Source organism: Aurantiacibacter sp. MUD11, assembly GCF_026967575.1.
Lineage (GTDB): Bacteria > Pseudomonadota > Alphaproteobacteria > Sphingomonadales > Sphingomonadaceae > Alteraurantiacibacter.
Genome location: NZ_CP114054.1, coordinates 2379783 through 2402746 on the forward strand (window position 1 = coordinate 2379783; position 22964 = coordinate 2402746).

The window sequence follows — 22964 nt, forward strand, 5'->3', positions numbered from 1 at the left end:
CGTGGATACAGAGCTGACTCTCGATAAGCTGGCGCCGCTCGATCGCGCCGAAATCACCCGCGTGGACTGGGACGCGCTCGCGCCCGACGAGGCCAAGCGCCTGCGCGCGCTGGGCATCGACGAAGGCGCTCGCGTGGCCATTGCCCACCGCGGCGTTTTCCTGGGCAAGGACCCCATCGCGCTGATGGTGGGCCGCATGTCGGTGGCCATCCGCCGTGTCCATGCCCGCGCCATGACGGTGGAGCTGGTATGAGCCGCCTGCGGACCGCCGCCCTCGTCGGCAACCCCAATGCGGGCAAGAGCGCGCTGTTCAACGCGCTCACCGGTGCCCGCCAGAAGATCGCCAACTATCCCGGCGTCACCGTGGAGCGGAAGGCCGGACGCATGTTCCTGCCGAGCGGCGAACCGGTGGAGCTGATCGACCTGCCCGGCTCCTATTCGCTCGACCCCGCCAGCCCGGACGAGGAAGTCACCCGGAAGGTGGTGCAGGGCGAGTTTCCCGGCGAAGCCGTGCCCGACGTGCTGGTGGTGGTCATCGATGCCGCCAACCTCGAACAGCACCTCGTCTTCGCACAGGAGCTGGTCGCCCTCGGTCGCCCGGTCGTGGTCGCGCTCAACATGGTCGACCTCGCCGAACGCGACGGGCTGGTCGTCGATCCCGATGCCCTGTCCGCGGCGCTCGGCGTACCGGTCGTTTCCACCGTTGCCGTCCGCCGGCGCGGGCTGGAAGCCCTGGCGGAGGCCATCGGCGAATCCGACAAGCAGGACCTTTCCACCCGGCACGAGGTCGCCGCGCTGACCCTGCCCGAGCGCCGCCTGGCCGCGCGCAACATGGCCAAGGGCGCGATCCTTTCCGAAAGCGGCGAGCACAGGCTGCATGCCAGCCTCGACAAGGTGCTGCTGCACCCCTGGCTTGGTCCCGTCATCCTGTTCGGCCTGCTGTTCGTCATCTTCCAGGCCGTGTTCGCCTGGGCGACACCCTTTGCCGATGCCATCGACGGCGGCATCACCGCGCTGATCGGCCTGGTGGAAGGCGCCATGCCCGAAGGGATTCTCCGCGATTTCATCACCGAAGGCGTGCTGACCGGCGTCGGCTCGGTGGTCGTCTTCCTGCCGCAGATCATTATCCTGTTTGCCTTCATTCTGGCGATGGAACAGTCGGGCTACATGGCCCGCGCGGCCTTCATCATGGACCGCCTGATGGCCTACGTCGGCCTGTCGGGACGCAGCTTCATCCCGCTGCTGTCCAGCTTCGCCTGCGCCATTCCCGGCATCATGGCGACCCGCGCGATTGCCGATCCCAAGGACCGGCTGACCACTATCCTCGTCGCGCCGCTGATGACCTGTTCGGCGCGCCTGCCGGTCTATGCCGTGATCATCGCGGCCTTCATCCCGGCGACTTCGGTCGGGCCGGGCATTGGCTTGCAGGGCCTCGTCCTGTTCGCGCTCTACGTGGCGGGCATCGTCGGGGCGATGATCGTGGCGCTGGTGCTGCGTCGCACCGTGGCAAAGGGCGGCGCATCGGGCTTCATCATGGAGCTGCCGCGTTACCAGTTGCCGCCCGTGCGTGACCTGCTGATCGGCCTGTGGCAGCGCGCCTGGGTGTTCCTGCGCCGCGCCGGTACCATCATTTTCGCCGCGACCATTGCCCTGTGGGTGCTGCTCAGCTTCCCCAAGGCCGATCCGGGTGAAAGCCAGCTCGATGTCAGCATCGCCGGGCAGGTGGCCGACGGGCTGCACGTCGTGATGGAGCCGATCGGCTTCAACCGCGAGATCAGCCTGGCGATCATCCCGGCCATGGCCGCCCGCGAAGTGGCCGTCAGTGCGCTGGCGACCACCTATGCTGTCGATGCCGAGGACGAGGAGGCGGAGGCCGCCGGCCTGATCCCGCGCCTGCAGGCGGGCTGGAGCCTGCCCACCGCGCTGGCCTTCCTCGCCTGGTTCGTCTTCGCGCCGCAGTGCATCTCCACCATCGCGGTTGCCCGGCGCGAGACCAACGGCTGGAAGTGGCCGGCCTTCATGGTCGCCTACCTGTTCGGCCTGGCCTACGTCTTTGCCGGCCTGACCTACTGGGGCGCGGTGGCGCTGGGGCTGTAGCGCCCTTCCTGCCGAAAAACCTCATCCGTTGTGGACATATGCCGGGGGTAGGGGTGGCGACTCACCTGCCCCTTCGATAAGCCCTTTGCCAAGCAGAAGAGGAATCACGAAATGGCGGGCAGTCTCAACAAGGTCATGCTGATCGGAAACCTGGGTGCAGACCCGGAGATCCGCAGCTTCCAGAACGGTGGACGCGTGGCGAACCTGCGCATCGCCACCAGCGAGACCTGGAAGGACCGCAACACCGGCGAGCGGCAGGAACGCACCGAGTGGCACACTGTCGCCATCTTCTCGGAAGGTCTGGTGAACGTCTGCGAGAACTACCTGCGCAAGGGCAGCAAGGTTTACGTCGAGGGCCAGCTGCAGACCCGCAAGTGGCAGGACCAGAACGGCCAGGACCGCTATTCCACCGAGGTGGTACTGCGCGGTTTCAACGGCACGCTGGTGATGCTCGATGGTCGCGGTGAAGGCGGCGGCGGCGGCGGCGGCTTCGGCGGTGGCCAGCGCGGCGGCGGTTCGGGTGGCGGCTTCGGCGGCGGTGGTGGCGGCCAGCCTTCGGGCGGCGGCTCCAACTACGACGACCTCGACGACGATATCCCGTTCTGAGGTCAGCTGCGCCGGGCCTTGGCGCCCGCAAATCCAACGAATGTGGAACACATGGAACACAGTCCTGGAGGCAAAATCCTCCGGGGCTGTTTTCGTTTGTGGCTACCGCGAAATTCGCGCGGGGTTGGCGGACGTTTGAAAGAGCGCGCCCGGTCTGCCAGCCGGTAGAGTTGTAGGACAGGTCAGTCCTTCTTCAGCCCCTTCAGCGCCTCGGCCAACGGGCCGGCGGCCCCTTCTTCCAGGAGGCCGTGGCGCTGGCGCGCCTCGTCTGCTTGCGGGCCGACCGCGTAGGGATCGATGGCCAGCGCCAGGCTTTGCGCCACGGCTTCGCCAAGGTCGAAGGCGGTGCCGGAATAGGGGATCTCGTCCAGTTCCTCTTCCGCCAGCTCGATTTCCTCGTCGGGAGCGGCCTCGGCCAGGCTGCTTTCGGGCACGAACAGCAGCGACAGGTCCTCGCGCACCTGCACCGACAGGTCTTCGCCCGAGACAGCGCAGCTCTGCACGATATCGGCTTCCAGCTGTCCGCTGGCACGCACTTGCTCGCCGTCGGCTTCCAGCGACAGCGTGGCCTTGAGGCTCTCGACCGCGACGATCTCGAAGCGCTTGGCCAGCGCGGCGCGCTCGGCATCGTCGGCTTCGAGTACCATCGGCTCGGCGGTCAGCGAGCGGCGGTCCACCATGCGGCTGAATTCGGAGGTGTCGCTCATGGCCGCAGCTGTCCTGCCAACAACGAGGCATCGTCCTGCGCGGCCAGCGCATTGTGCAGCGCGCGGGTGCGCACGGCGAGGGGGAAGGGTTTCTTCTCCTCGTCCGTGAGCGTCACGTTGCGTTGCAGGATCACCGCGAGGGACGCATCGCTTTCGCCCATGCTTTCGCGCAGGGCGCCGAGGCGGCCACCCAGTGCGGCGACCAGCTTGCCCATCTTCTTGCCCACCATCAGGTCGCCCACGCCGGTGTCGCGCAACTGCCGGTCCATGTCCTCGACGAACAGCTCGGTCAGGAAGGCGGTCTTCGGTCCCAGCGTCGGGCTGGATTCCATCCGCAGCAGCGTGAGGCAGAGCACCAGCGCGATCATGTCGAAGCGCCCCTCGACACTGTCCTCGACCCCGCATTCCGCATACCATTCCGGCTCGCGACTGGTGGCGACGACACCGTGCCACAGCGCGCGCAGGTCCTCGCGCGGGTCGGGCTTCAGGCCAAGGAAGCGGGAGATGAAGGACATATGGGGGCTCTTGTCATTAAGCGATTGTTCAAAGCGGCCCTAGCACCAGCGCTCTTGCGTTGCACCCGGGCTAAGGCTGCCCTAAGGCGGGTGCGCATATAGGGAGCGGTTGCCGCTTCCCCAAAGAGAATTGCGAGAAGGGTACGGCAAATGGGTTGGATTGTCCGGGGTACGACCGTGGCGGCACTGGGTCTGGTGCTGGCAGGCTGCTCCTCGATCACCAATCACCGCGGCTACATCGTCGACGAGGTGCTGGTGGCTGCCGTGCAGCCCGGCCTCGACAATCGCGAATCGGTGCGCGCCACGCTGGGCCAGCCGACCATGGTCAGCCAGTTCGGCGAGCCCGTCTGGTACTACATCTCCAGCCGTACCGAGCAGGCCCCGTTCCGCCAGCCCAAGATTCGCCAGCACTCGGTGCTCGCCGTGCATTTTGACGAGGCGGGCAACGTCGTCTCCACCGATCGCACCGGCATGGAGCAGGTGGCGCGGATCAGCCCGGATGGCGACGAAACGCCGACGCTGGGCCGGGAGCGCGGCTTCCTGGAAGACCTGTTCGGCAACATCGGCACGGTCGGCGCGCCGGGTGCCGGTGGCGGTCGCGGCCCGGGCTGATCGCCTCTACGGTTGAACCGCGCGCGGCTGCGGCCCATATCGCGGTCCATGACCAACAGCACGGATAGCCACGGCCTTACCCAGTGGCACGGAACCACCATTATCGGCGTGAAGCGCGGCGACCAGACCGTGATCGCGGGCGATGGCCAGGTATCGATGGGCAACACGGTGATGAAGCCCAATGCCCGCAAGGTTCGCCGCCTTGGTGATGCCGGAGAGAATGGCAGGGGCAAGGTAGTAGCCGGTTTCGCCGGTGCGACCGCCGATGCCTTCACCCTGTTCGAACGGCTGGAACGCAAGCTGGAACAGCACAGCGGCCAGCTGCTGCGCGCCGCGGTGGAGCTGGCCAAGGACTGGCGCACCGACAAGTACCTGCGCAACCTCGAAGCCCTGATGATCGTCGCCGACAAGGAAACGCTGCTGGTGCTGACCGGCAATGGCGACGTGCTGGAGCCCGAAGGCGGGATCGCCGCCATCGGTTCGGGCGGCAACTACGCGCTGGCCGCGGCCCGCGCGATTGCGGAATACGAAGACGACGCGGAAACGATCGCCACCAAGGCGATGGCCGTTGCGGCCGACATCTGCGTCTTCACCAATGGCAATGTTACGCTAGAGACAGTGTAGGCGGGCGACTTTCCCGCGTAAGGCGGGACAAGTGGCAGAGCATCACGACGGAAAAATCGTAGCAATCCAACTGCTGCGCTTTTGCGCTGCATTCGCAGTTGCCCTGTCGCACCAGGCGATGGGGTTTGCCGATCATATCGGTGGCGGACTGGGGGTCGATTTCGACCGCCGGGGAATCGGCCAGATCGCCGTGGCGCTGTTCTTCTTGATCTCCGGCTACATCATGGTTGTTTCGTCGCGGCACCTGTTCGGTGAAGTTGACGCCCGGCGTGTCTTCTGGACCCGTCGTGCCGTACGCATCCTGCCACCCTACTGGCTCGCCACGCTGTTGCTGGTCGGTATCCTGCTGGTGCTCGTCGAAGAGTCGGTCGACCCGGCAGAGCTGGTCCAATCGCTGCTGCTGTGGCCGTACTGGCCGGCCGACGAGAGCCTGCGCGCGGTGCCGGTGCTTTGGGTCGGCTGGACGCTCTTCTACGAAATGCTGTTCTATGCCTTGTTCGGCCTGTTCGTCGCCATGCCCCGGCGGCGGGCGCTGCTTGGCACTGCGGCCGTGTTGCTGCTGTTGGTCGCAGTGGGGACGTTTGTCCCTGCCGAAAACGCTTTCCTCTACACCGCCACGCGGCCCGTGCTGTTGCTATTCGTTGCCGGTCTGGCGCTTGGCTGGTGGCGGGGGGCTGGCGGCGAGCTGCCCAAGTTCGCGAGGGTGCTGGCAGTGGCAGCGACCTTGGCTGCCCTGTACCTGATTGGCGAGCCGGCCGATCCGACAGCAATGGGCTTCGATTACCTGGCATGGTGCGGCTTGCCCGCCCTGCTGCTCGCCCTGGCCGCACTGGGCGGGCCGCTGTCATTGCCCGCGCCCAGGCTGGTCGAACGCGGTGGAGACATCAGCTACGCCCTCTATCTGCTGCACCTTCCTGCCGCCCATTTCTGGATGTGGACTTCGGCGCAGCTTCGCCTGCCGGGAGGTAGTTGGGGATACCTGTTGGCCGTCATGGCCGGTACCTTGATTGCCAGTTGGCTGTTCTTCCAGGTCGTGGAGCGGCCGGCGACTCGGTGGCTCAATCGCCGGTTGGGAGCAGCCCGGCGCGGCGATCGCCTGCTCCAACAGACGGGCGTTTGACCGACGCAGGGTTGAAGCTGCCGCAATATTCGCCAAATGGGCGCGGATGGAAAACCTGACTCCCAAGGCGATCGTCGCCGCGCTCGACGAGCATATCATCGGCCAGAAGGACGCGAAGCGCGCCGTGGCCGTGGCCCTGCGTAATCGCTGGCGTCGCCAGCGCCTCTCGCCCGAACTGCGCGACGAGGTCACGCCAAAGAACATCCTGATGATCGGCCCGACCGGTTGCGGCAAGACCGAGATCTCGCGCCGCCTCGCCAAGCTGGCCGAAGCCCCCTTCGTAAAGGTGGAGGCGACCAAGTTCACCGAGGTCGGCTATGTCGGCCGCGACGTGGAGCAGATTGCCCGCGACCTGGTGGAGGAAGCCATCCGGCTGGAGAAGGACCGCCGTCGCGAGGCCGTGCGCGAAGCTGCCAGCGAAGCGGCGATGGATCGCCTGCTCGATGCCCTCGTCGGCCCCTCCGCCAGCGAGGCCACCCGGCAGAGCTTCCGCCAGCGCATTGTCGACAATTCGATGAACGATACCGAGGTCGAAATCGAGATCGCCGAGCAGGGCGGCATGCAGATGGACATCCCCGGCATGGGCGGCGGCGCGACCATGATCAACCTGTCGGAAATGATGGGCAAGGCTTTCGGCGGCCCGCCGAAGAAGAAGCGCAAGCTGAAGGTGCCCGACGCCTGGGACAAGCTGGTCGACGAAGAAGCCGAGAAGCGTATGGACCAGGACGACGTCGCCCGCGTGGCGCTGGCCAATGCCGAGACCAACGGCATCGTCTTCCTCGACGAGGTCGACAAGATTGCCGTCTCCGACGTACGCGGCGGCTCGGTGAGCCGCGAAGGCGTGCAGCGTGACCTGCTGCCGCTGATCGAGGGCACGACGGTGGCCACCAAGTACGGCCCGATGAAGACCGATCATGTCCTCTTCATCGCCTCGGGCGCATTCCACGTCGCCAAGCCGAGTGACATGCTGCCCGAACTGCAGGGCCGGCTGCCGATCCGCGTCGAACTGCGTTCGCTGACAGAGGAAGACTTCGTCCGCATCCTGTCAGAAACCCGCGCCAACCTGGTCAGCCAGTACAAGGCGCTGCTCGGTACGGAGAAGCTCGAAGTCGAGATGAACGACGAGGCCGTGGCCGAGGTCGCCAAGATCGCCGCGCAGGTGAACGAAAGCGTCGAGAACATCGGTGCCCGCCGCCTGCAGACGGTGATGGAAAAGCTGTTCGAGGAACTCAGCTTCGAGGCCGAGGACCGCGCCGGCGAAACCGTCACCATCGATGCCGCCTATGTCCGCGACCGGTTGAGCCAGCTGGCGGGCGATACCGATCTTTCCAAGTACATCCTCTGACGGAGCGCTTACTGATGGCTGACGACACCAATTCCGGCCCGCCCGACGGCAGGCTGCCCTATCGCCTGCTGACCGGCACCGAGGACCGCGCCTTCTGCGAGAAGGTATCGCTGGCGCTGGAAGAGGGCTGGGTGCTCTATGGCGAGCCGCGCACCACCTACGACTGGTGGCGCGGCCAGGTGAAGGTGGCCCAGGCGGTCGTCTGGCCGACTTACTCACCGAAGGACTGACCTCACGCGCTTGCGTTGCGCGGCAATCCGCCGCAGTCTCTCCCCGCAACTTCGGGGGGAGTGCAATCGGTATGTGGGCAAGGGCGAAGCAGCTGCCGCTGGCGGCATGGATCCTGATCGGGCTGGCGCTGGGGGCGATCGTCGGGCTGGCCTTGCCCGCTGCCGGTAGCAACGAGTCCGTCGACGAGGCCGTCGGCGCGCTGTCGCTGATCGGCCAGCTCTGGCTGCAGGCCTTGCAGATGACGATCCTGCCACTCGTCTTCGCCATGCTCTCCACGCTGTTCATCCGTTCCAAGGGCGTGGCGAGCGGCGGGCGCACCACGCGCCGGGCACTGGTGGCGATCTTCGGGCTCTACACCATGGGCGCGCTGCTGGGCGTGGTGATGAACATCGCCATGTTCAACATGTTCCCCGTCACCGATGGCATGGCGCAGGCGCTGCGGGCCATGTCGGGCGAGGGTATGGTCGCCGAAAGCCCGCCGTGGGGCGAGGCGGTGCTGGCGCTGGTGCCGGCCAATATCGTGGCCGCGATGAGCGGCGACAGCCTGCTGCCGGTGCTGTTCTTCGCGCTGATCTTCGGCGCCGCGCTGGCCAAGCTGGAAGACGGCGAGGGCAAGCGCACGCTCGTCTCCGCGCTCACTGCGCTGGCGGACACGGTGTTCATCATCGTCAACTGGATCCTCAAGATCGCCCCGCTGGGCGTCGCCATGCTGATCCTGCCGACGACGCAGCGCCACGGCACCGACATCTTCGCAGGCTTGGCGCACTACATCAGCTTCTCGGTGGTGCAGGTGCTGGTGCTGATGGTGGTGGTCTACGTGATTACCGTGACATTGGGGCGCGTGCCGCTGGGCCGTTTCGCCACAGCGATCTTTCCCGCCCAGTCGGTCGCCTTCGGCACGCAGAGCAGCACCGGCACCATGCCGGTCACCATCACCAGCTGCCGCAAGATGGGGCTGAGCGACGAGGCCATCAGCGCCACCATGCCGCTGGCGGCCGTGCTGCTGCGCATCGCCTCGCCCACCACGGCCATCCTCGTCTGCATGTATGCCGTGGCGGTCTACGACATGGAGCCGCTGACCGTCGCGATGATCGTCGGCCTCGGCTTCATGGGCATCCTGATCGAGATGAGCTTCGTCGGCATTCCGGGCGCGGCGACCTTCATCGCCTATTACGCCCCCTTCGCTGCCGTGGTCGGCTTCCCGATCGAATTCGTCGTGGTGCTGCTGGTGGTGAACGTCATTCCCGACATCGTGATGACGGTGCTGCACGTCACCAGCCACGCCACCGCCACCGCGCTGGTCGACCGCGGGGTGGAGCCAAAGGTCGATACCCCGATAGAGGCGATGATCGACGCCTGACCCGAATGCGGGTCAGGGGTGCGGGGCCAGCCCGATTTCCACGCCGGTCTTGTCGGTCAGCGCGAACTTGTCGACCAGGTCGGCACTGGCCTCGTTGAGGCCCACCACCTGTACGCTGCGACCGTTGCGGCGCATCCGTTCCACCACCTTGTCCAGCGCGCCGACGCCGGAGATGTCCCAGAAGTGCGCCTTGGTGACGTCGATTACCACGTTGTCCGCCGGGTCGTCCATGCGGCTTTCCGGGCCGATGGCGTGGAAGAAACGGTCGACGCTGGCGAAGAAGATCTGGCCGGTGATGTGATAGGTGGCGGTGTCGCCTTCGCGCACCCGCTCCACCTTGAACATCCGCTGTACCTTGCCGGTGAAGAAGATGCCCGACAGCAGCACGCCCGCCAGCACGCCCACGGCCAGGTTGTGCGTGGCGACGACCACCACGACGGTGGTCAGCATCACTACCGACGACGGCCACGGATGGTGCTTGAGGTTGGCGATCGAGTTCCAGCTGAAGGTGCCGATGCTGACCATGATCATCACGGCGACCAGAGCGGCCATCGGAATCTGGCCGACGATCGGGCCGAGCAGCCACAGCAGGATCAGCAGGGTCAGGCCGGCGGTGAAGGTCGACAGGCGACCGCGACCGCCGCTCGTCACGTTGATCACCGACTGGCCGATCATCGCGCAGCCACCCATGCCGCCGAAGAAGGCGGCGACCACATTGGCCGCGCCCTGGCCGGCGCATTCGCGCTGCTTGTTGGATTCGGTGTGCGTCATGTCGTCGACGATCTGCGCGGTCAGCAGGCTTTCCAGCAGGCCGACCGCCGCCATGGTCAGCGAATAGGGGGCGATGATCTGGAAGGTCTCGACGGTGAAGGGCACGTCGGGGATGATGAAATAGGGCAGGCCCTCGGGCAGCTCGCCCATGTCGGACACGGTGTTCACGTCCCAGTTCAGCCCGATCGACAGCGCGCCCAGCACGATGATCGCCACCAGCGGCGAGGGGACGGCCGTGGTCAGCTTGGGCAGCAGGTAGATGATCGCGAGGCCGCCAGCGACCATGGCATAGGTGAGGAAGGACACGCCCGGCTCGGTAGGATCGAGCTGCGGCAGCTGCGCCATGAAGATGAGAATCGCCAGCGCGTTCACGAAGCCGGTGATCACGCTGCGGCTGACGAACTGCATCATCAGGTCGAGCCGCAGGATCGCGGCGATGGCCTGGAATATGCCCATCAGGATGGTCGCGGCGAACAGGTATTCGACGCCGTGATCGCGCACCAGCGGCACCACCACCACGGCAACGGCGGCAGTGGCGGCGGAAATCATGCCGGGGCGACCGCCGGTGAAGGCGATCACCATGGCAATCGAGATCGAGGCATAGAGGCCCACGCGCGGATCGACGCCGGCGATGATGGAAAAGCCGATGGCTTCGGGGATGAGGGCCAGCGCCACCACGATACCGGCCAGGATGTCGGCACGCGGGTTGGCGAGCCAGTCGCGGCGAAGCGCGCTGGTGTTGATCATTGCATTGTCCGTTTTCAGGGGCGCGCGCGAAAAGCGGTGCGCCGGTCAAGATTCAGCGCACACATATATGCTGCACTGCACAATGCAAGGGTGGATTGGCTGGGAGCGTGGGCTAGCTGCCCTGGTATTCCTCGGGATACCAGAACACGTCGTGGCAGGCCTTGCACACCGGCTGCATGTCGTTGACCAGCGCGGTTACGCGTTCGGCATCGCGCGCCTCGGCAGCCAGCACCAGTTGGCCGGCGTGGCCCGCCAGCGACATCGACATGGCGCGGTAGAGGTCTTCCTGTTCGTCCAGCCGCTGCTGGATGGCGACCAGGTCCGTGCCCACCGGCGGATCGGTCAGCGTGCCGTTCGGGTCTGCCGCGACATAGCGGGTGGCTTCGCCCATCAGCTGCGACTGGTGTTGCAGTTCGCGGGCATTGGCCAGCAACGCCGTCCACTTGGCATCGTCCATCAGCGCGGGGTCGAAATTGCCGTAGTCGTCCATCACGTCGACCTGCATGTCCCAGATCGCGGTGATGGAGGGATTGAGGCCGATCACCATGCCTTCGCGCACGTAATAGGGAGTCTCGGCATCGGCAGCCGGGGCAGTGGCCGGCGTGGTAACGCAGGCCGCCAGTGTCAGGGCAAGGCCCGCCGCGCCCAGTGCTGCATTCGCCAGTTTCTGCATTGTCGTCTCCCTATTCCGCCGCCTGCCTTGCGCTGTCGTCCTCGCTCAGCTGGCGGTTCCACATTTCCGCATAAAGCCCGTTGCGGCGCAAGAGGTCTGCATGGTTACCCTGTTCGACGATGCGGCCACCATCCATGACATGGATCAAATCCGCATCGGCGATGGTCGACAGGCGGTGGGCGATGGCGATCGTGGTGCGGTGCTCGCTCACCCGCTTCAGCGTGGCGAGGATATCCTGCTCGGTGCGCGAATCGAGCGCGCTGGTGGCTTCGTCCAGCAGCAGGATCGGCGGGTCCTTCAGCAGGGTGCGGGCGATGGCGACGCGCTGCTTCTCCCCGCCCGACAGCTTCAGCCCGCGCTCACCCACTTCGGTTTCGAACTGCTGCGGCAGGCCCTCGATGAATGGCAGGATGGCGGCATCGGCGGCGGCCTGCCGGATGGCCTCGGGCGAGGCGTCGTCGCGGCCATAGGCGATGTTGTAGCCGATGGTGTCGTTGAACAGCACGCTGTCCTGCGGGACGATGCCGATCTGCCGGCGCAGGCTTTCCTGCGTCACTTCGGCGATGTCCTGCCCGTCCACGCAGATGCGGCCTTCCCACGGATCGTAGAAGCGGAACAGCAGCCGCCCGATGGTGGACTTGCCCGCGCCCGAGGGGCCGACCAGCGCGATATGCGCGCCGGCGGGGGCCTCGAAGCTGAGGCCGTGGAGGATCTGGCGATCCTTGTCGTAGCCGAAGCTGACATTCTCGAAGGTGACCGTGGGGCGGCGGACGACCAGCGCGGGCGCGCCGGGCTTGTCTTCCACCTCCACCGATGTGTCCATCAGGCGGAACATGTCGGCCATGTCGATCAGCCCCTGCCGGATCGTGCGATAGACCCAGCCGAGCATGTCTAGCGGGCGGAACAGCTGCATCAGGTAGGTGTTCACCAGCACCAGGTCGCCCGGCGTCAGCTTGCCCTGCGACCAGCCCCACACCGTCCAGGCCATCGCTGCGCCCATCATCAGGTTGAGGATGCTCGCCTGCACGATGTTGAGCAGGCCGAGCGAGTTCTCGGTCTTGATGGCGGCTTCGGAATAGGCCTTGGCGGTGGTCTTGTAGCGGCGGCGTTCGCGCTCCTCGGCGCTGAAGTACTTCACCGTCTCGTAGTTGAGCAGCGAATCGACCGCGCGCGCCATGGCCTGCCCGTCGAGGTCGTTCATCTCCTTGCGCAGCTTCACCCGCCATTCGGTGATGCGCTGGGTAATCCAGATGAAGCTGACCACGGTCACGGCGGTGGCGGCGACCAGTTCCCAGCCGAACACGGTCCAGAAGATCACGCTGACCACCACCAGTTCGATGGCCGTGGGGGCGATGTTGAACAGCAGGAAGTACAGCATCGAGCTGATCGACTTGGTGCCGCGCTCCACCACGCGGGTGATCTCGCCGGTGCGGCGGGAGAGGTGAAAGCGCAGGCTGAGGTGATGCAGCCGCGCGAACACGTCCTCGGTCAGGCCGAGCACGGCATCCTGCCCCACGCGGTTGAAGGTGATGTTGCGCAGCTGGTCGAACAGCACGGTGCCGAAGCGGCCGGCGGCATAGGCAATCACCAGCGCCATCGCGACCCACACGGCGGGGTCGCCATCGGCGCTCATCGTGTCGACCGCGCGGGCATAGGCAAAGGGCAGGGTGAGGACGACGACCTTGGCCGCCAGCACGAAGAAGGCCGCGCCGGCGATACGCCGTTTCAGCTCCGGGCGGCCCTTGGGCCACAGGTAGGGCAGGAAGCGCCGCATGGTCGCCCAGTCGGCAGTCTCACCCGTGCCTGTCTGTTGCCCGAAATCTCTCACGTCGCCCGCAAGGTGGGGCCTCGCGCGCCGCGCGGCAAGAGCGCGCTACTGCCCGTTCAGTCGCGTGGCGCGTCCCTCGAAGTGGAAGGCGCGGTCCAGCGGCACGTCGCCCGGCAGGTCGAACAGCACGCGGCGGCTGCGGAAATCGATGGCCACGCGCTTGAACAGGCGCAGTTCGCTCATGCCCAGGATCAGCGCCGGGCGCTCGTTCAGGTCGAGCGCCGCGAAAGTGGGGGAATCGGCAAAGGAGATGACCACGTTGTTGACGATTGCCCGACCCAGCGCGAGGCGGCGGGCGACCCGCGCCTCTCCCGAAATCTGCACGCCGTTGACGTCGGTCATCACCGAATCCTCCAGCGTGCGCCGCCGTTGCAGCCGCCGTTCCAGCGCCATGTTGCCGACCGAGCCCTGCGCGCCGGTATCGACGATCACGTCGACATCGACGCCGTCGATCTGCGCGCGGTGGATGATCAGCTGACCCAGCCGCTCGCGCGCACGCACGATGATATCGTAGCCGCCCGACCCGCCGCTGCCGAGGCTGTCGGACACGCTCATTTCGCTGTTGGTGAAGTCCAGCAGCACGCGCTGGCCCTGCAGGCTGTCGAGGCCGAGGATACCGTCGGCGCCGCCGATATGCTGTCCTTCCACCAGCGGCGCGGTGCGGATCGTCATGCTGCGTTCGCCCAGCATGAAGTCGGGCACCATGGTTGTCTGCACCGGCCGCCTGCTGGCCATGCCCACCAGCATGGCGTTGTCACGGTCGTGCAGCTGCAACTGGTCGGCGAGGGCGAGCGACAGGACGGTGGCCTGCGCCCCGGTGTCGACCATGAAGTTGAACGGCCCCTCGCCCATGATGGTGACAGGCACGGTCATCCGCCGATAGCGTTCGATCTCCATCGTGATGACGTCGATCACCGGCGGTTCAATGGCGGCGCTCGCTTGGGTCTCGGCAGCCTGGGGCGGTTCGGTCGCCTCGGTGTCGACCGCCGCCGTATCGGCTCCTGCCAGCGCGAGCGCGGTGGCTAAGGCGATCCAGCCCATACTCTCTCTCCCGTCCGTCGACGCGTCCCGGCTGCGACGAACGAAGGGAGAATATCACGCTGCGGGCAAAGCCCCAAATCCGCTTTAGCGAGGCGCCGGGACCAGCCAGCTCCAGCCGAAGCGCGACAGGGCGCTTTCGGCGAAGTGGTGAATCTCGGCATAGGCCGGGTGCGCGGTCTGCCGCAGCGTCACCAGCCACATGACGATGCCGACCATGGCTGCGCCGAACACCTGCAGGAAGCCAGCCTCCTCGGCCGGCGCAATCCAGACGTAGGAAAGCCAGACCGGCAGCACGGCGACCCCGGTGGCGAAGGCGGATTGCAGCCACACCCGGACCAGCGCACTCCAGCGGAAGCCCACGACGGACTGGAGGAAGGGCGCATGGATGGCGAGCCAGGCGAAGCCATAGGCAACGCGGCTGGCGGCGGCCGCCTCCAGCGAATACATCGCCCCGATCGCCAGCAGGACGACCGAGACCGCCGTATCCAGCCCGAACCGCCACAGCAGCGGGCGCATCTTGCCCAGCAGGATCGGCAGTTCGACATGCAGTGGCAGGGCGATGAACAGGATTTGCGAAACGGCGATCCATTCCAGCGGCCGCGCGGCACCCAGCCAACGCTCGCCATAGAGAATGCTGATCACCGGCACCGAGCAGGCGGCAAGGCCGGCCATGGTCGGCCAGGTGATGGCGGTGAAGCTGGCGGTCACCCGCTCGTAATGCGGCCCCAGCGGATCGCCCCGGTCGCGAAAGCGGGCGAAGGCGGGATAGAACACGGTGGCCAGTCCGCCCGAGACCAGCCAGCGCAACTGCCAGGCGAGCCCATAGGCGCGTGCGAAGAGGCCGACGGCCACGGTGTCGAGCAAGCGCCCGATCAGCAGTTCGGGCAAGCGCGAGCCAAGCTGCGACATGCCTGAGAGCACGGTCGAGAATCCGCCGAAGCGGATCACCGGCATCGCGCCTTCCAGCCGTGGCGGGATGGGCAGGCGGCCGCCGACGCGCCACTGCGCGATGGCAGCGCGTGCTACCTGCTGGGCGAAGGCGCCCCAGGCCAGCGCGATGGCGCCGTAACCTTGCCACGCCAGCGCGATGGCGACCGCGGCATTGGTCAGCACCACGCCGATTTCGATCATGGTGTTGGATTTGAAATCCATGTTCCGATGCAGCAGCGCCATGGGCACGGTAGCCAGCGGCACGAAGAAATAGCTCGCTGCCACCACCAGCAGCAGCGGCAACAAACCGGGCAGGTCGTAGAACGCGGCGGCGGGCCAGCTCAGCACCACGCACAGCACGGCAATCGCCCAGCTGATGGTGAGCGAGACGGTGAAGGCCGTGCGAATCTTGTCGTCGTCGAGATCCTTCTCGCCCGCCACGAAGCGGTTGATGCCGAACTCCTGCAGCACCGCCAGCAGGCTGACGAAGGAGAAGGCGATGGTGAACAGCCCCAGTTCGTCGGGATCGATGAACCAGCGCGCCAGGATGACGCTTGCAATGAACTGGATGGAGAAGGCCCCCATCTGGCTCATCATCGCCAGCAGTGCCGCACCGCGCACGCTCATGCCCGCCCGCATCGCTCAGGCCGCCTTGTGCACGTTGGGGGTGAGGTCCGCATCTGGCGCACCCGCGCCGCGGGCATTGGCCTTGCGCCGGTAGGCGAGCATCGGCGCGGCCAGTTGCGGGGCGATTGTCCAGATCAGGAAGGACGCGCGCCAGACCGGGCCGGGCTCGCCGATGAAGCTTTCGCGCAGGTCGCGGATGGCATCGCGGTCACCGTCGATGGCGCGATCGATGGCCAGCTCGAAGCGCAGCTCCTGCCGGTTCTCCGCAATCATCTGCCTGGCAACCTCGGCGTCGGGCGAATCCTCCGGCAGCTCTTCCAGGGCCTTTTCGAAGGTGCGGATATTGCCCTTGAGCATCTTCTGCGAGGCGGCCGAGGCCGAGCGCGACCGCACCCGGTAATCGCCCAGCACCTCGTCGAGGTAGAGCGCATGTCCGCCCAGCAGCATCAGCCGCACCCACAGGTCGAAGTCTTCGGCGTGGGTCATGCCGGCATCGAAACCGCCGATGGCGTCGAAGTCCGCCCGGCGGAAGGTGGAGCCGATGTAGACGCCGAAGCTGCGGTCGAGCACGTCGGCCAGCGAGCCATGCACGCCGTCACCGCTCCCTTGCTTGTCGGTGAAGCAGAGTCGCTCACGGGCCACCGCGCCGAAGATGCGGGCATTGACCGTTACCAGTCGTGCCTGCGGATCGGCATCGAGCGCGGCCGTGGTCCGCGCCAGGTAGTCGGGTCGAATCATGTCGTCGCCGTCGAGCAGAGCGATGTAGGGCGCGCTGGTTGCCGCGATCGCGCGATTGCGCGCGGTCGATACGCCGGCGTTGTCGGTCTGCAGGAAGGTGATGCGCGAATCTTCGAGGAAGGGCGCTACCGCAGCAGCGACATCGTCGGGGGCTCCGTCGTCGACGACCACGCATTCCCAATCCGTCAGCGTCTGTGCCTGCAGCGATTCGAGCGCCTCGCCCAGCAGGTGGGCCACGCCATAGGCGGGCACGATCACTCCTACGTGCGCGCGCGCACGTATAAGAGGGGGTGTGGGGTCGAGGTGAGTCGGGCCTGTCATCGAGCGCCCGCATTAACGCTGTGGATGTAAAGATTGCCTCAATGGCCGGATTCGCGTGGCGACAGCGGTTAATGGCCGCCGGGCGCGACGCGTGATTCATGGCCGGAGGGGGTGAATCAGGGCCTGATTCCGGCGAAATTGCCCCTCAAATGGCCCTTAACCAGGGTCCAGGCCTTGCAATCCGGCAGATGTATCCCATCTAAACCCTAGGAATTCTGCGGGTTTCCGGAAAAAATCACGCCTCGCGAAATAAAATTGCAAAAAGGCGTTGACCGAATCTCGAAGCACGCCTAGATGCCCTCTCACCGACGCGGCGCTGACGGTTTCCACCGCCACGAAGCATCGGTCGCCAACACTAGACGGACAGCCGGATCCCCCGGTGCAAATCGGGGAACCAATCGCTGTCCGCTTTAACTGTCTGGCGGCTCTTTGACATTGTCGTTTTTTGATGAAGGGACATGTGGGCGACGGCGCCCAGCCCGCGAAGCTCAAGGTCGCGGTAGCTGGTAACCAAGCCGACGCCACATCCTCGGAAAGCTCCACGTTTTCCGTGTGATGATGCATGTTCATTCGTATCCATTACGTTTGACAGTGCAGGTATCGGCTCCTTGAAGCTCTTGCCTGATCGGTCGGCGATCCTCGGATCGTGCCGGTCAAGTGAGTGACACAAACTTGAGAGTTTGATCCTGGCTCAGAACGAACGCTGGCGGCATGCCTAACACATGCAAGTCGAACGAACCCTTCGGGGTGAGTGGCGCACGGGTGCGTAACGCGTGGGAACCTGCCCTTAGGTTTGGAATAACGTTCCGAAAGGAACGCTAATACCAAATAATGTCTTCGGACCAAAGATTTATCGCCTTTGGATGGGCCCGCGTAGGATTAGCTAGTTGGTGAGGTAAAGGCTCACCAAGGCGACGATCCTTAGCTGGTCTTAGAGGATGATCAGCCACACTGGGACTGAGACACGGCCCAGACTCCTACGGGAGGCAGCAGTGGGGAATATTGGACAATGGGCGAAAGCCTGATCCAGCAATGCCGCGTGAGTGATGAAGGCCTTAGGGTTGTAAAGCTCTTTTACCAGGGATGATAATGACAGTACCTGGAGAATAAGCTCCGGCTAACTCCGTGCCAGCAGCCGCGGTAATACGGAGGGAGCTAGCGTTGTTCGGAAATACTGGGCGTAAAGCGCACGTAGGCGGTGTCGCAAGTCAGGGGTGAAATCCCGGGGCTCAACCCCGGAACTGCCCTTGAAACTGCAGCACTAGAATACTGGAGAGGCAAGTGGAATTCCGAGTGTAGAGGTGAAATTCGTAGATATTCGGAAGAACACCAGTGGCGAAGGCGACTTGCTGGACAGTGATTGACGCTGAGGTGCGAAAGCGTGGGGAGCAAACAGGATTAGATACCCTGGTAGTCCACGCCGTAAACGATGATAACTAGCTGTCCGGGCTCATAGAGCTTGGGTGGCGCAGCTAACGCATTAAGTTATCCGCCTGGGGAGTACGGTCGCAAGATTAAAACTCAAAGGAATTGACGGGGGCCTGCACAAGCGGTGGAGCATGTGGTTTAATTCGAAGCAACGCGCAGAACCTTACCAGCCTTTGACATCCTCGGACGACTACCAGAGATGGTTTTCTTCCTTCGGGACCGAGTGACAGGTGCTGCATGGCTGTCGTCAGCTCGTGTCGTGAGATGTTGGGTTAAGTCCCGCAACGAGCGCAACCCTCGTCCTTAGTTGCCATCATTTAGTTGGGAACTCTAAGGAAACTGCCGGTGATAAGCCGGAGGAAGGTGGGGATGACGTCAAGTCCTCATGGCCCTTACAGGCTGGGCTACACACGTGCTACAATGGCATCTACAGTGAGCAGCGATCCCGCGAGGGTTAGCTAATCTCCAAAAGATGTCTCAGTTCGGATTGTTCTCTGCAACTCGAGAGCATGAAGGCGGAATCGCTAGTAATCGCGGATCAGCATGCCGCGGTGAATACGTTCCCAGGCCTTGTACACACCGCCCGTCACGCCATGGGAGTTGGTTTCACCCGAAGATGGTGCGCTAACCTTTTAGGAGGCAGCCAGCCACGGTGGGATCAGCGACTGGGGTGAAGTCGTAACAAGGTAGCCGTAGGGGAACCTGCGGCTGGATCACCTCCTTTCTAAGGATTTTGGCGGAAAGCGCCTGGCCTCGAGCCAGGAAGTGCTTCCTCCATTTCCAAAGAACATTGCCGTCGTCCTCATGTCCTTTCATCACTGGAGAAACACGAAGCGGAAGCTTGGTGTTTGCGCCTGAGCTGGCTCACGCCGCCCGCGGCCTTACGGCCAGCGCTGGTAGCGAGTGGGCCTGTAGCTCAGTTGGTTAGAGCGCACCCCTGATAAGGGTGAGGTCAGAGGTTCAAATCCTCTCAGGCCCACCATTTCTCTTGTCTAAGGGGCCTTAGCTCAGCTGGGAGAGCACCTGCTTTGCAAGCAGGGGGTCATCGGTTCGATCCCGATAGGCTCCACCAGACAACTCCAGGATGAAAAGAAAGCGGATCCTGCTTCGGCAGGCTAGGCGACATCGGTCGCCGTCTTTGACATTGTGAATGGGTTTTTAAATCGATGCCGTGAGGTGTCGTCGCGCTGGTTTCGACCAGTCGATGGCAAATCACAAATCAATCAAATTGATTATCTGGCTGAGATAATTCCTCCATGCCATCTTTAAGCGGTCAAGCGTTATGCAGGCTTGTCGTTGATGGTGTGGATTCTCAAGCGTGAGGTAAGAGCATTTGGTGGATGCCTTGGCATGTACAGGCTATGAAGGACGTGGCACGCTGCGATAAGCGTCGGGGAGCTGTGAGCAAGCTTCGATCCGGCGATTTCCGAATGGGGAAACCCACCCTCACCATTTCCTCTGTTCTTCCTTCGGGAAGCGCAGAAGAGGTGGATAGGGTATCACCTTGCTGAATATATAGGCTTGGTGAAGCTAACCCGGGGAACTGAAACATCTCAGTACCCGGAGGAAAAGACATCAACCGAGATTCCCGTAGTAGTGGCGAGCGAACCGGGACCAGGCCAGTGCCTTCATTTCAACTAGCAGAACACTTTGGAAAGAGTGGCCATAGCGGGTGACAGCCCCGTATGCGAAAGTGATGATGAAGGACTTGAGTAGGGCGGGACACGTGAAATCCTGTCTGAACATGGGGGGACCACCCTCCAAGCCTAAATACTCGTACATGACCGATAGCGAACACAGTACCGTGAGGGAAAGGTGAAAAGCACCCCGATTAGGGGAGTGAAACAGTACCTGAAACCGAATGCTTACAATCAGTTGGAGCCCCATAGGGGGTGACAGCGTACCTCTTGCATAATGGGTCAGTGACTTAATCTAGCAAGCAAGCTTAAGCCGTTAGGTGTAGGCGCAGCGAAAGCGAGTCTGAATAGGGCGAATGAGTTTGTTGGATTAGACCCGAACCCCGGCGATCTAGGCATGACCAGGCTGAAGGTGCGGTAACACGCACTGGAGGGCCGAACCGTTTAATGTTGAAAAATTATCGGATGAGTTGTGTTTAGGGGTGAAAGGCCAATCAAGCCGGGAAATAGCTGGTTCTCCGCGAAATCTATTGAGGTAGAGCGTTGGATGTATGCCGATGGGGGTAGAGCACTGGATGGGCTAGGGCGGCGCGAGCTGTACCAAACCTAACCAAACTCCGAATACCATCGAGTCTTGTCCAGCAGACAGACGGCGGGTGCTAAGGTCCGTCGTCAAAAGGGAAACAGCCCTAACCTACAGCTAAGGTCCCCAAGTCATATCTAAGTGGGAAAGCATGTGGGAATCCCAAAACAACCAGGAGGTTGGCTTAGAAGCAGCCATCCTTTAAAGAAAGCGTAACAGCTCACTGGTCTAAATAAGGGTTCCTGCGGCGAAGATGTAACGGGGCTAAAGATATGCACCGAAGCTTAGGGTTGCAGTTTACTGCAGCGGTAGCGGAGCGTTCCGTAAGCGAGTGAAGCCGAAGGGTAACCGACGGTGGACGTATCGGAAGTGCGAATGCTGACATGAGTAGCGATAAAGAGGGTGAGATGCCCTCTCGCCGAAAGACCAAGGGTTCCTGCGCAACGCTAATCGGCGCAGGGTAAGCCGGCCCCTAAGACGAGCCCGAAGGGGGTAGTCGATGGGAACCACGTTAATATTCGTGGGCCTGGAGATGTGTGACGGATGGCGGAAGTAGTTCAACCTTATCGGATTGGTTGGGCTGCCAAGTTGTCCCGGGAAATAGCCTCTCCGTATAGACCGTACCCGAAACCGACACAGGTGGTCAGGTAGAGTATACCAAGGCGCTTGAGTGAAGTATCCTGAAGGAACTCGGCAAATTGCCTCCGTACCTTCGGAAGAAGGAGGCCCTGAATCGAGGCAACTCTTTTCAGGGGGCACAGGCCAGGGGGTAGCGACTGTTTATCAAAAACACAGGACTCTGCTAAGTCGGCTTCAAGACGACGTATAGGGTCTGACGCCTGCCCGGTGCTGGAAGGTTAAGAGGAGGAGTGCAAGCTCCGAATTGAAGCCCCAGTAAACGGCGGCCGTAACTATAACGGTCCTAAGGTAGCGAAATTCCTTGTCGGGTAAGTTCCGACCTGCACGAATGGCGTAACGACTTCCCCACTGTCTCCAGGATATGCTCAGCGAAATTGAAGTTCCCGTGAAGATGCGGGATACCCGCGGTTAGACGGAAAGACCCCGTGCACCTTTACTGCAGCTTCAGAGTGGCATTAGGAAAGAACTGTGTAGCATAGGTGGGAGGCTTTGAAACTTGGGCGCCAGTCCGAGTGGAGCCATAGGTGAAATACCACCCTGTTGTTTTCTGATGTCTAACCACGCACCGTTATCCGGTGCTGGGACCCTCTGTGGCGGGTAGTTTGACTGGGGCGGTCGCCTCCTAAAGAGTAACGGAGGCGCGCGATGGTAGGCTCAGGCCGGTTGGAAACCGGCTGCGAGAGTGCAATGGCATAAGCCTGCCTGACTGCGAGACTGACGAGTCGAGCAGAGACGAAAGTCGGTCATAGTGATCCGGTGGTCCCTCGTGGAAGGGCCATCGCTCAACGGATAAAAGGTACGCCGGGGATAACAGGCTGATACTGCCCAAGAGCTCATATCGACGGCAGTGTTTGGCACCTCGATGTCGGCTCATCACATCCTGGGGCTGGAGCAGGTCCCAAGGGTTTGGCTGTTCGCCAATTAAAGTGGTACGTGAGCTGGGTTCAGAACGTCGCGAGACAGTTTGGTCCCTATCTGCCGTGGGCGTCGATTGTTGAGAGGAGTTGCCCCTAGTACGAGAGGACCGGGGTGAACGTGCCTCTGGTGTACCAGTCATCGTGCCAACGGTGCAGCTGGGTAGCTATGCACGGAAGGGATAACCGCTGAAAGCATCTAAGCGGGAAGCCTCCCTCAAGATTAGCAATCATCGAACCGTGATAGACCATCACGTTGATAGGCCGGGTGTGGAAGCGCAGTAATGCGTGGAGCTAACCGGTCCTAATAGTTCTGTTCGCGCTTGTTGGATCCCACCATCAACGTCAGGGCTGCATGCTCTGGCTTTGAGGAGGAATTCTCCAGCCGGATAACGACGCCTTCAACAGCAAAACACCTGATTGGTGCATCGATTTATAACCTTGCCCGCACGCCGGCTTCATTGCTTGGTGGTCATAGCGCCTGTGACCCACCCGATCCCATCTCGAACTCGGCCGTGAAACCAGGCAGCGCCGATGGTACTAGTGCTTAAGCACTGGAAGAGTAGGTCGCCGCCAGGCATTGCAGCCGGCGGGCAGAGCAAGGTAACCCATTCACAAGTCAGAGGGCTGACCCGCAAGGGCGGCCCTTTTGGCGTCTCTACGATGCCAGACAAACGGTGCCGCGGGATGGAGCAGTCCGGTAGCTCGTCAGGCTCATAACCTGAAGGTCGTTGGTTCAAATCCAACTCCCGCAACCACCGTCACCAACAGCCGCCCGGCAATGCCAAGGCGGCTTTTTTATTGCCTGCGCCAGGCGTGCTCGCCGTGCGCTGCGGCGTTGACAGATTGCCCGGATCGACAGCAAGCTGC

General features: G+C 63.4%; 17 protein-coding genes, 3 tRNA genes and 3 rRNA genes. 15 read left to right on the forward strand and 8 right to left on the reverse strand.

Going from position 1 to position 22964, the window contains the following annotated elements:
• Positions 1-13: 13 nt before the first annotated feature.
• The 3 genes from OZN62_RS11780 to ssb all read left to right on the forward strand — a co-directional run bounded on the left by OZN62_RS11780 (position 14) and on the right by ssb (position 2703).
• Entirely contained in the window at positions 14-253 is a 240-nt protein-coding gene (locus OZN62_RS11780; RefSeq protein WP_269102172.1) for a FeoA family protein, read from the forward strand.
• Positions 250-2097, forward strand: a complete 1848-nt coding sequence (feoB, locus tag OZN62_RS11785) for a ferrous iron transporter B (RefSeq protein WP_269099978.1) — start codon at positions 250-252, stop codon at positions 2095-2097. Before OZN62_RS11780 ends, feoB begins: the two co-directional genes overlap by 4 nt.
• Before the next feature lie 111 nt (positions 2098-2208).
• Positions 2209-2703 (forward strand): single-stranded DNA-binding protein, encoded by a 495-nt coding sequence (gene ssb / locus OZN62_RS11790; RefSeq protein WP_269099980.1) that lies wholly within the window; start codon positions 2209-2211, stop codon positions 2701-2703.
• Between the two features lie 182 nt (positions 2704-2885).
• Here the strand turns inward: ssb and OZN62_RS11795 are convergent, their stop codons facing one another.
• Positions 2886-3410 carry a YceD family protein gene (locus OZN62_RS11795; RefSeq protein ID WP_269099981.1) on the reverse strand — a complete coding sequence of 175 codons (525 nt, stop codon included), beginning with the start codon at positions 3408-3410 and terminating at the stop codon, positions 2886-2888.
• Entirely contained in the window at positions 3407-3925 is a 519-nt protein-coding gene (locus OZN62_RS11800; protein WP_269099982.1) for a ubiquinol-cytochrome C chaperone family protein, read from the reverse strand. The genes OZN62_RS11795 and OZN62_RS11800 overlap by 4 nt, the downstream gene beginning before the upstream one ends.
• A gap of 150 nt (positions 3926-4075) precedes the next feature.
• Between OZN62_RS11800 and OZN62_RS11805 the strand changes: the two genes are divergently transcribed.
• The 6 genes from OZN62_RS11805 to OZN62_RS11830 all read left to right on the forward strand — a co-directional run bounded on the left by OZN62_RS11805 (position 4076) and on the right by OZN62_RS11830 (position 9217).
• A complete protein-coding gene (locus OZN62_RS11805; RefSeq protein ID WP_269099984.1) occupies positions 4076-4537 on the forward strand; it encodes an outer membrane protein assembly factor BamE in 462 nt (153 codons plus the stop codon).
• A gap of 48 nt (positions 4538-4585) precedes the next feature.
• Positions 4586-5161: an ATP-dependent protease subunit HslV gene (hslV, locus tag OZN62_RS11810; protein ID WP_269099985.1), complete on the forward strand. Its 576-nt coding sequence runs from the start codon at positions 4586-4588 to the stop codon at positions 5159-5161.
• 31 nt (positions 5162-5192) lie between these two features.
• The gene (locus OZN62_RS11815; RefSeq protein WP_269099986.1) at positions 5193-6281 is read left to right on the forward strand and encodes an acyltransferase family protein; all 1089 of its coding nucleotides are present in this window, start codon (positions 5193-5195) and stop codon (positions 6279-6281) included.
• A gap of 46 nt (positions 6282-6327) precedes the next feature.
• Entirely contained in the window at positions 6328-7626 is a 1299-nt protein-coding gene (gene hslU, locus OZN62_RS11820; protein ID WP_269099988.1) for an ATP-dependent protease ATPase subunit HslU, read from the forward strand.
• A gap of 14 nt (positions 7627-7640) precedes the next feature.
• Complete coding sequence (locus tag OZN62_RS11825; protein WP_269099992.1) at positions 7641-7856, forward strand: DUF1737 domain-containing protein; 216 nt, start codon at positions 7641-7643, stop codon at positions 7854-7856.
• 71 nt (positions 7857-7927) lie between these two features.
• Positions 7928-9217 (forward strand): dicarboxylate/amino acid:cation symporter, encoded by a 1290-nt coding sequence (locus OZN62_RS11830; protein ID WP_269099993.1) that lies wholly within the window; start codon positions 7928-7930, stop codon positions 9215-9217.
• A gap of 12 nt (positions 9218-9229) precedes the next feature.
• Here OZN62_RS11830 and OZN62_RS11835 read toward each other — a convergent pair whose 3' ends face one another.
• The 6 genes from OZN62_RS11835 to OZN62_RS11860 all read right to left on the reverse strand — a co-directional run bounded on the left by OZN62_RS11835 (position 9230) and on the right by OZN62_RS11860 (position 16824).
• Complete coding sequence (locus tag OZN62_RS11835; RefSeq protein ID WP_269099994.1) at positions 9230-10735, reverse strand: SulP family inorganic anion transporter; 1506 nt, start codon at positions 10733-10735, stop codon at positions 9230-9232.
• A gap of 112 nt (positions 10736-10847) precedes the next feature.
• The gene (locus tag OZN62_RS11840; protein ID WP_269099996.1) at positions 10848-11408 is read right to left on the reverse strand and encodes a hypothetical protein; all 561 of its coding nucleotides are present in this window, start codon (positions 11406-11408) and stop codon (positions 10848-10850) included.
• Between the two features lie 10 nt (positions 11409-11418).
• Positions 11419-13182 carry an ABCB family ABC transporter ATP-binding protein/permease gene (locus tag OZN62_RS11845; RefSeq protein WP_269102173.1) on the reverse strand — a complete coding sequence of 588 codons (1764 nt, stop codon included), beginning with the start codon at positions 13180-13182 and terminating at the stop codon, positions 11419-11421.
• Between the two features lie 99 nt (positions 13183-13281).
• Positions 13282-14277: a retropepsin-like aspartic protease gene (locus tag OZN62_RS11850; RefSeq protein ID WP_269099997.1), complete on the reverse strand. Its 996-nt coding sequence runs from the start codon at positions 14275-14277 to the stop codon at positions 13282-13284.
• Between the two features lie 84 nt (positions 14278-14361).
• Complete coding sequence (locus OZN62_RS11855) at positions 14362-15846, reverse strand: oligosaccharide flippase family protein (protein ID WP_269099999.1); 1485 nt, start codon at positions 15844-15846, stop codon at positions 14362-14364.
• A 3-nt stretch (positions 15847-15849) separates the two neighbouring features.
• Complete coding sequence (locus OZN62_RS11860) at positions 15850-16824, reverse strand: glycosyltransferase family A protein (RefSeq protein ID WP_442864376.1); 975 nt, start codon at positions 16822-16824, stop codon at positions 15850-15852.
• A 737-nt stretch (positions 16825-17561) separates the two neighbouring features.
• Here OZN62_RS11860 and OZN62_RS11865 point away from each other — a divergent pair.
• From OZN62_RS11865 to OZN62_RS11890, 6 genes are all read left to right on the forward strand, one after another.
• Positions 17562-19045 (forward strand): 16S ribosomal RNA (locus OZN62_RS11865).
• Between the two features lie 181 nt (positions 19046-19226).
• Positions 19227-19303, forward strand: a tRNA-Ile gene (locus tag OZN62_RS11870).
• Positions 19304-19317: 14 nt separating this feature from the next.
• Positions 19318-19393 (forward strand) — tRNA-Ala (locus OZN62_RS11875).
• 241 nt (positions 19394-19634) lie between these two features.
• Positions 19635-22422: ribosomal RNA gene (locus OZN62_RS11880) — 23S ribosomal RNA — on the forward strand.
• Positions 22423-22558: 136 nt separating this feature from the next.
• Positions 22559-22673 (forward strand): 5S ribosomal RNA (gene rrf / locus OZN62_RS11885).
• Together the 16S, 23S and 5S rRNA genes with 3 tRNA genes alongside form the textbook arrangement of a ribosomal RNA operon.
• Positions 22674-22775: 102 nt before the next feature.
• Positions 22776-22852 (forward strand) — tRNA-Met (locus OZN62_RS11890).
• Positions 22853-22964 lie beyond the last annotated feature (112 nt).

What these genes read in the sequence shown, in the direction of transcription:
- OZN62_RS11845 (WP_269102173.1), bottom strand. Translation starts at nt 13,182, where the DNA reads ATGCGGCGCTTCCTGCCCTACCTGTGGCCCAAGGGCCGCCCGGAGCTG.
- OZN62_RS11825 (WP_269099992.1), top strand. Translation starts at nt 7,641, where the DNA reads ATGGCTGACGACACCAATTCCGGCCCGCCCGACGGCAGGCTGCCCTAT.
- OZN62_RS11795 (WP_269099981.1), bottom strand. Translation starts at nt 3,410, where the DNA reads ATGAGCGACACCTCCGAATTCAGCCGCATGGTGGACCGCCGCTCGCTG.
- OZN62_RS11835 (WP_269099994.1), bottom strand. Translation starts at nt 10,735, where the DNA reads ATGATCAACACCAGCGCGCTTCGCCGCGACTGGCTCGCCAACCCGCGT.
- OZN62_RS11840 (WP_269099996.1), bottom strand. Translation starts at nt 11,408, where the DNA reads ATGCAGAAACTGGCGAATGCAGCACTGGGCGCGGCGGGCCTTGCCCTG.
- OZN62_RS11830 (WP_269099993.1), top strand. Translation starts at nt 7,928, where the DNA reads ATGTGGGCAAGGGCGAAGCAGCTGCCGCTGGCGGCATGGATCCTGATC.
- ssb (WP_269099980.1), top strand. Translation starts at nt 2,209, where the DNA reads ATGGCGGGCAGTCTCAACAAGGTCATGCTGATCGGAAACCTGGGTGCA.
- hslV (WP_269099985.1), top strand. Translation starts at nt 4,586, where the DNA reads ATGACCAACAGCACGGATAGCCACGGCCTTACCCAGTGGCACGGAACC.
- OZN62_RS11800 (WP_269099982.1), bottom strand. Translation starts at nt 3,925, where the DNA reads ATGTCCTTCATCTCCCGCTTCCTTGGCCTGAAGCCCGACCCGCGCGAG.
- OZN62_RS11805 (WP_269099984.1), top strand. Translation starts at nt 4,076, where the DNA reads ATGGGTTGGATTGTCCGGGGTACGACCGTGGCGGCACTGGGTCTGGTG.
- feoB (WP_269099978.1), top strand. Translation starts at nt 250, where the DNA reads ATGAGCCGCCTGCGGACCGCCGCCCTCGTCGGCAACCCCAATGCGGGC.
- hslU (WP_269099988.1), top strand. Translation starts at nt 6,328, where the DNA reads ATGGAAAACCTGACTCCCAAGGCGATCGTCGCCGCGCTCGACGAGCAT.
- OZN62_RS11850 (WP_269099997.1), bottom strand. Translation starts at nt 14,277, where the DNA reads ATGGGCTGGATCGCCTTAGCCACCGCGCTCGCGCTGGCAGGAGCCGAT.
- OZN62_RS11855 (WP_269099999.1), bottom strand. Translation starts at nt 15,846, where the DNA reads ATGCGGGCGGGCATGAGCGTGCGCGGTGCGGCACTGCTGGCGATGATG.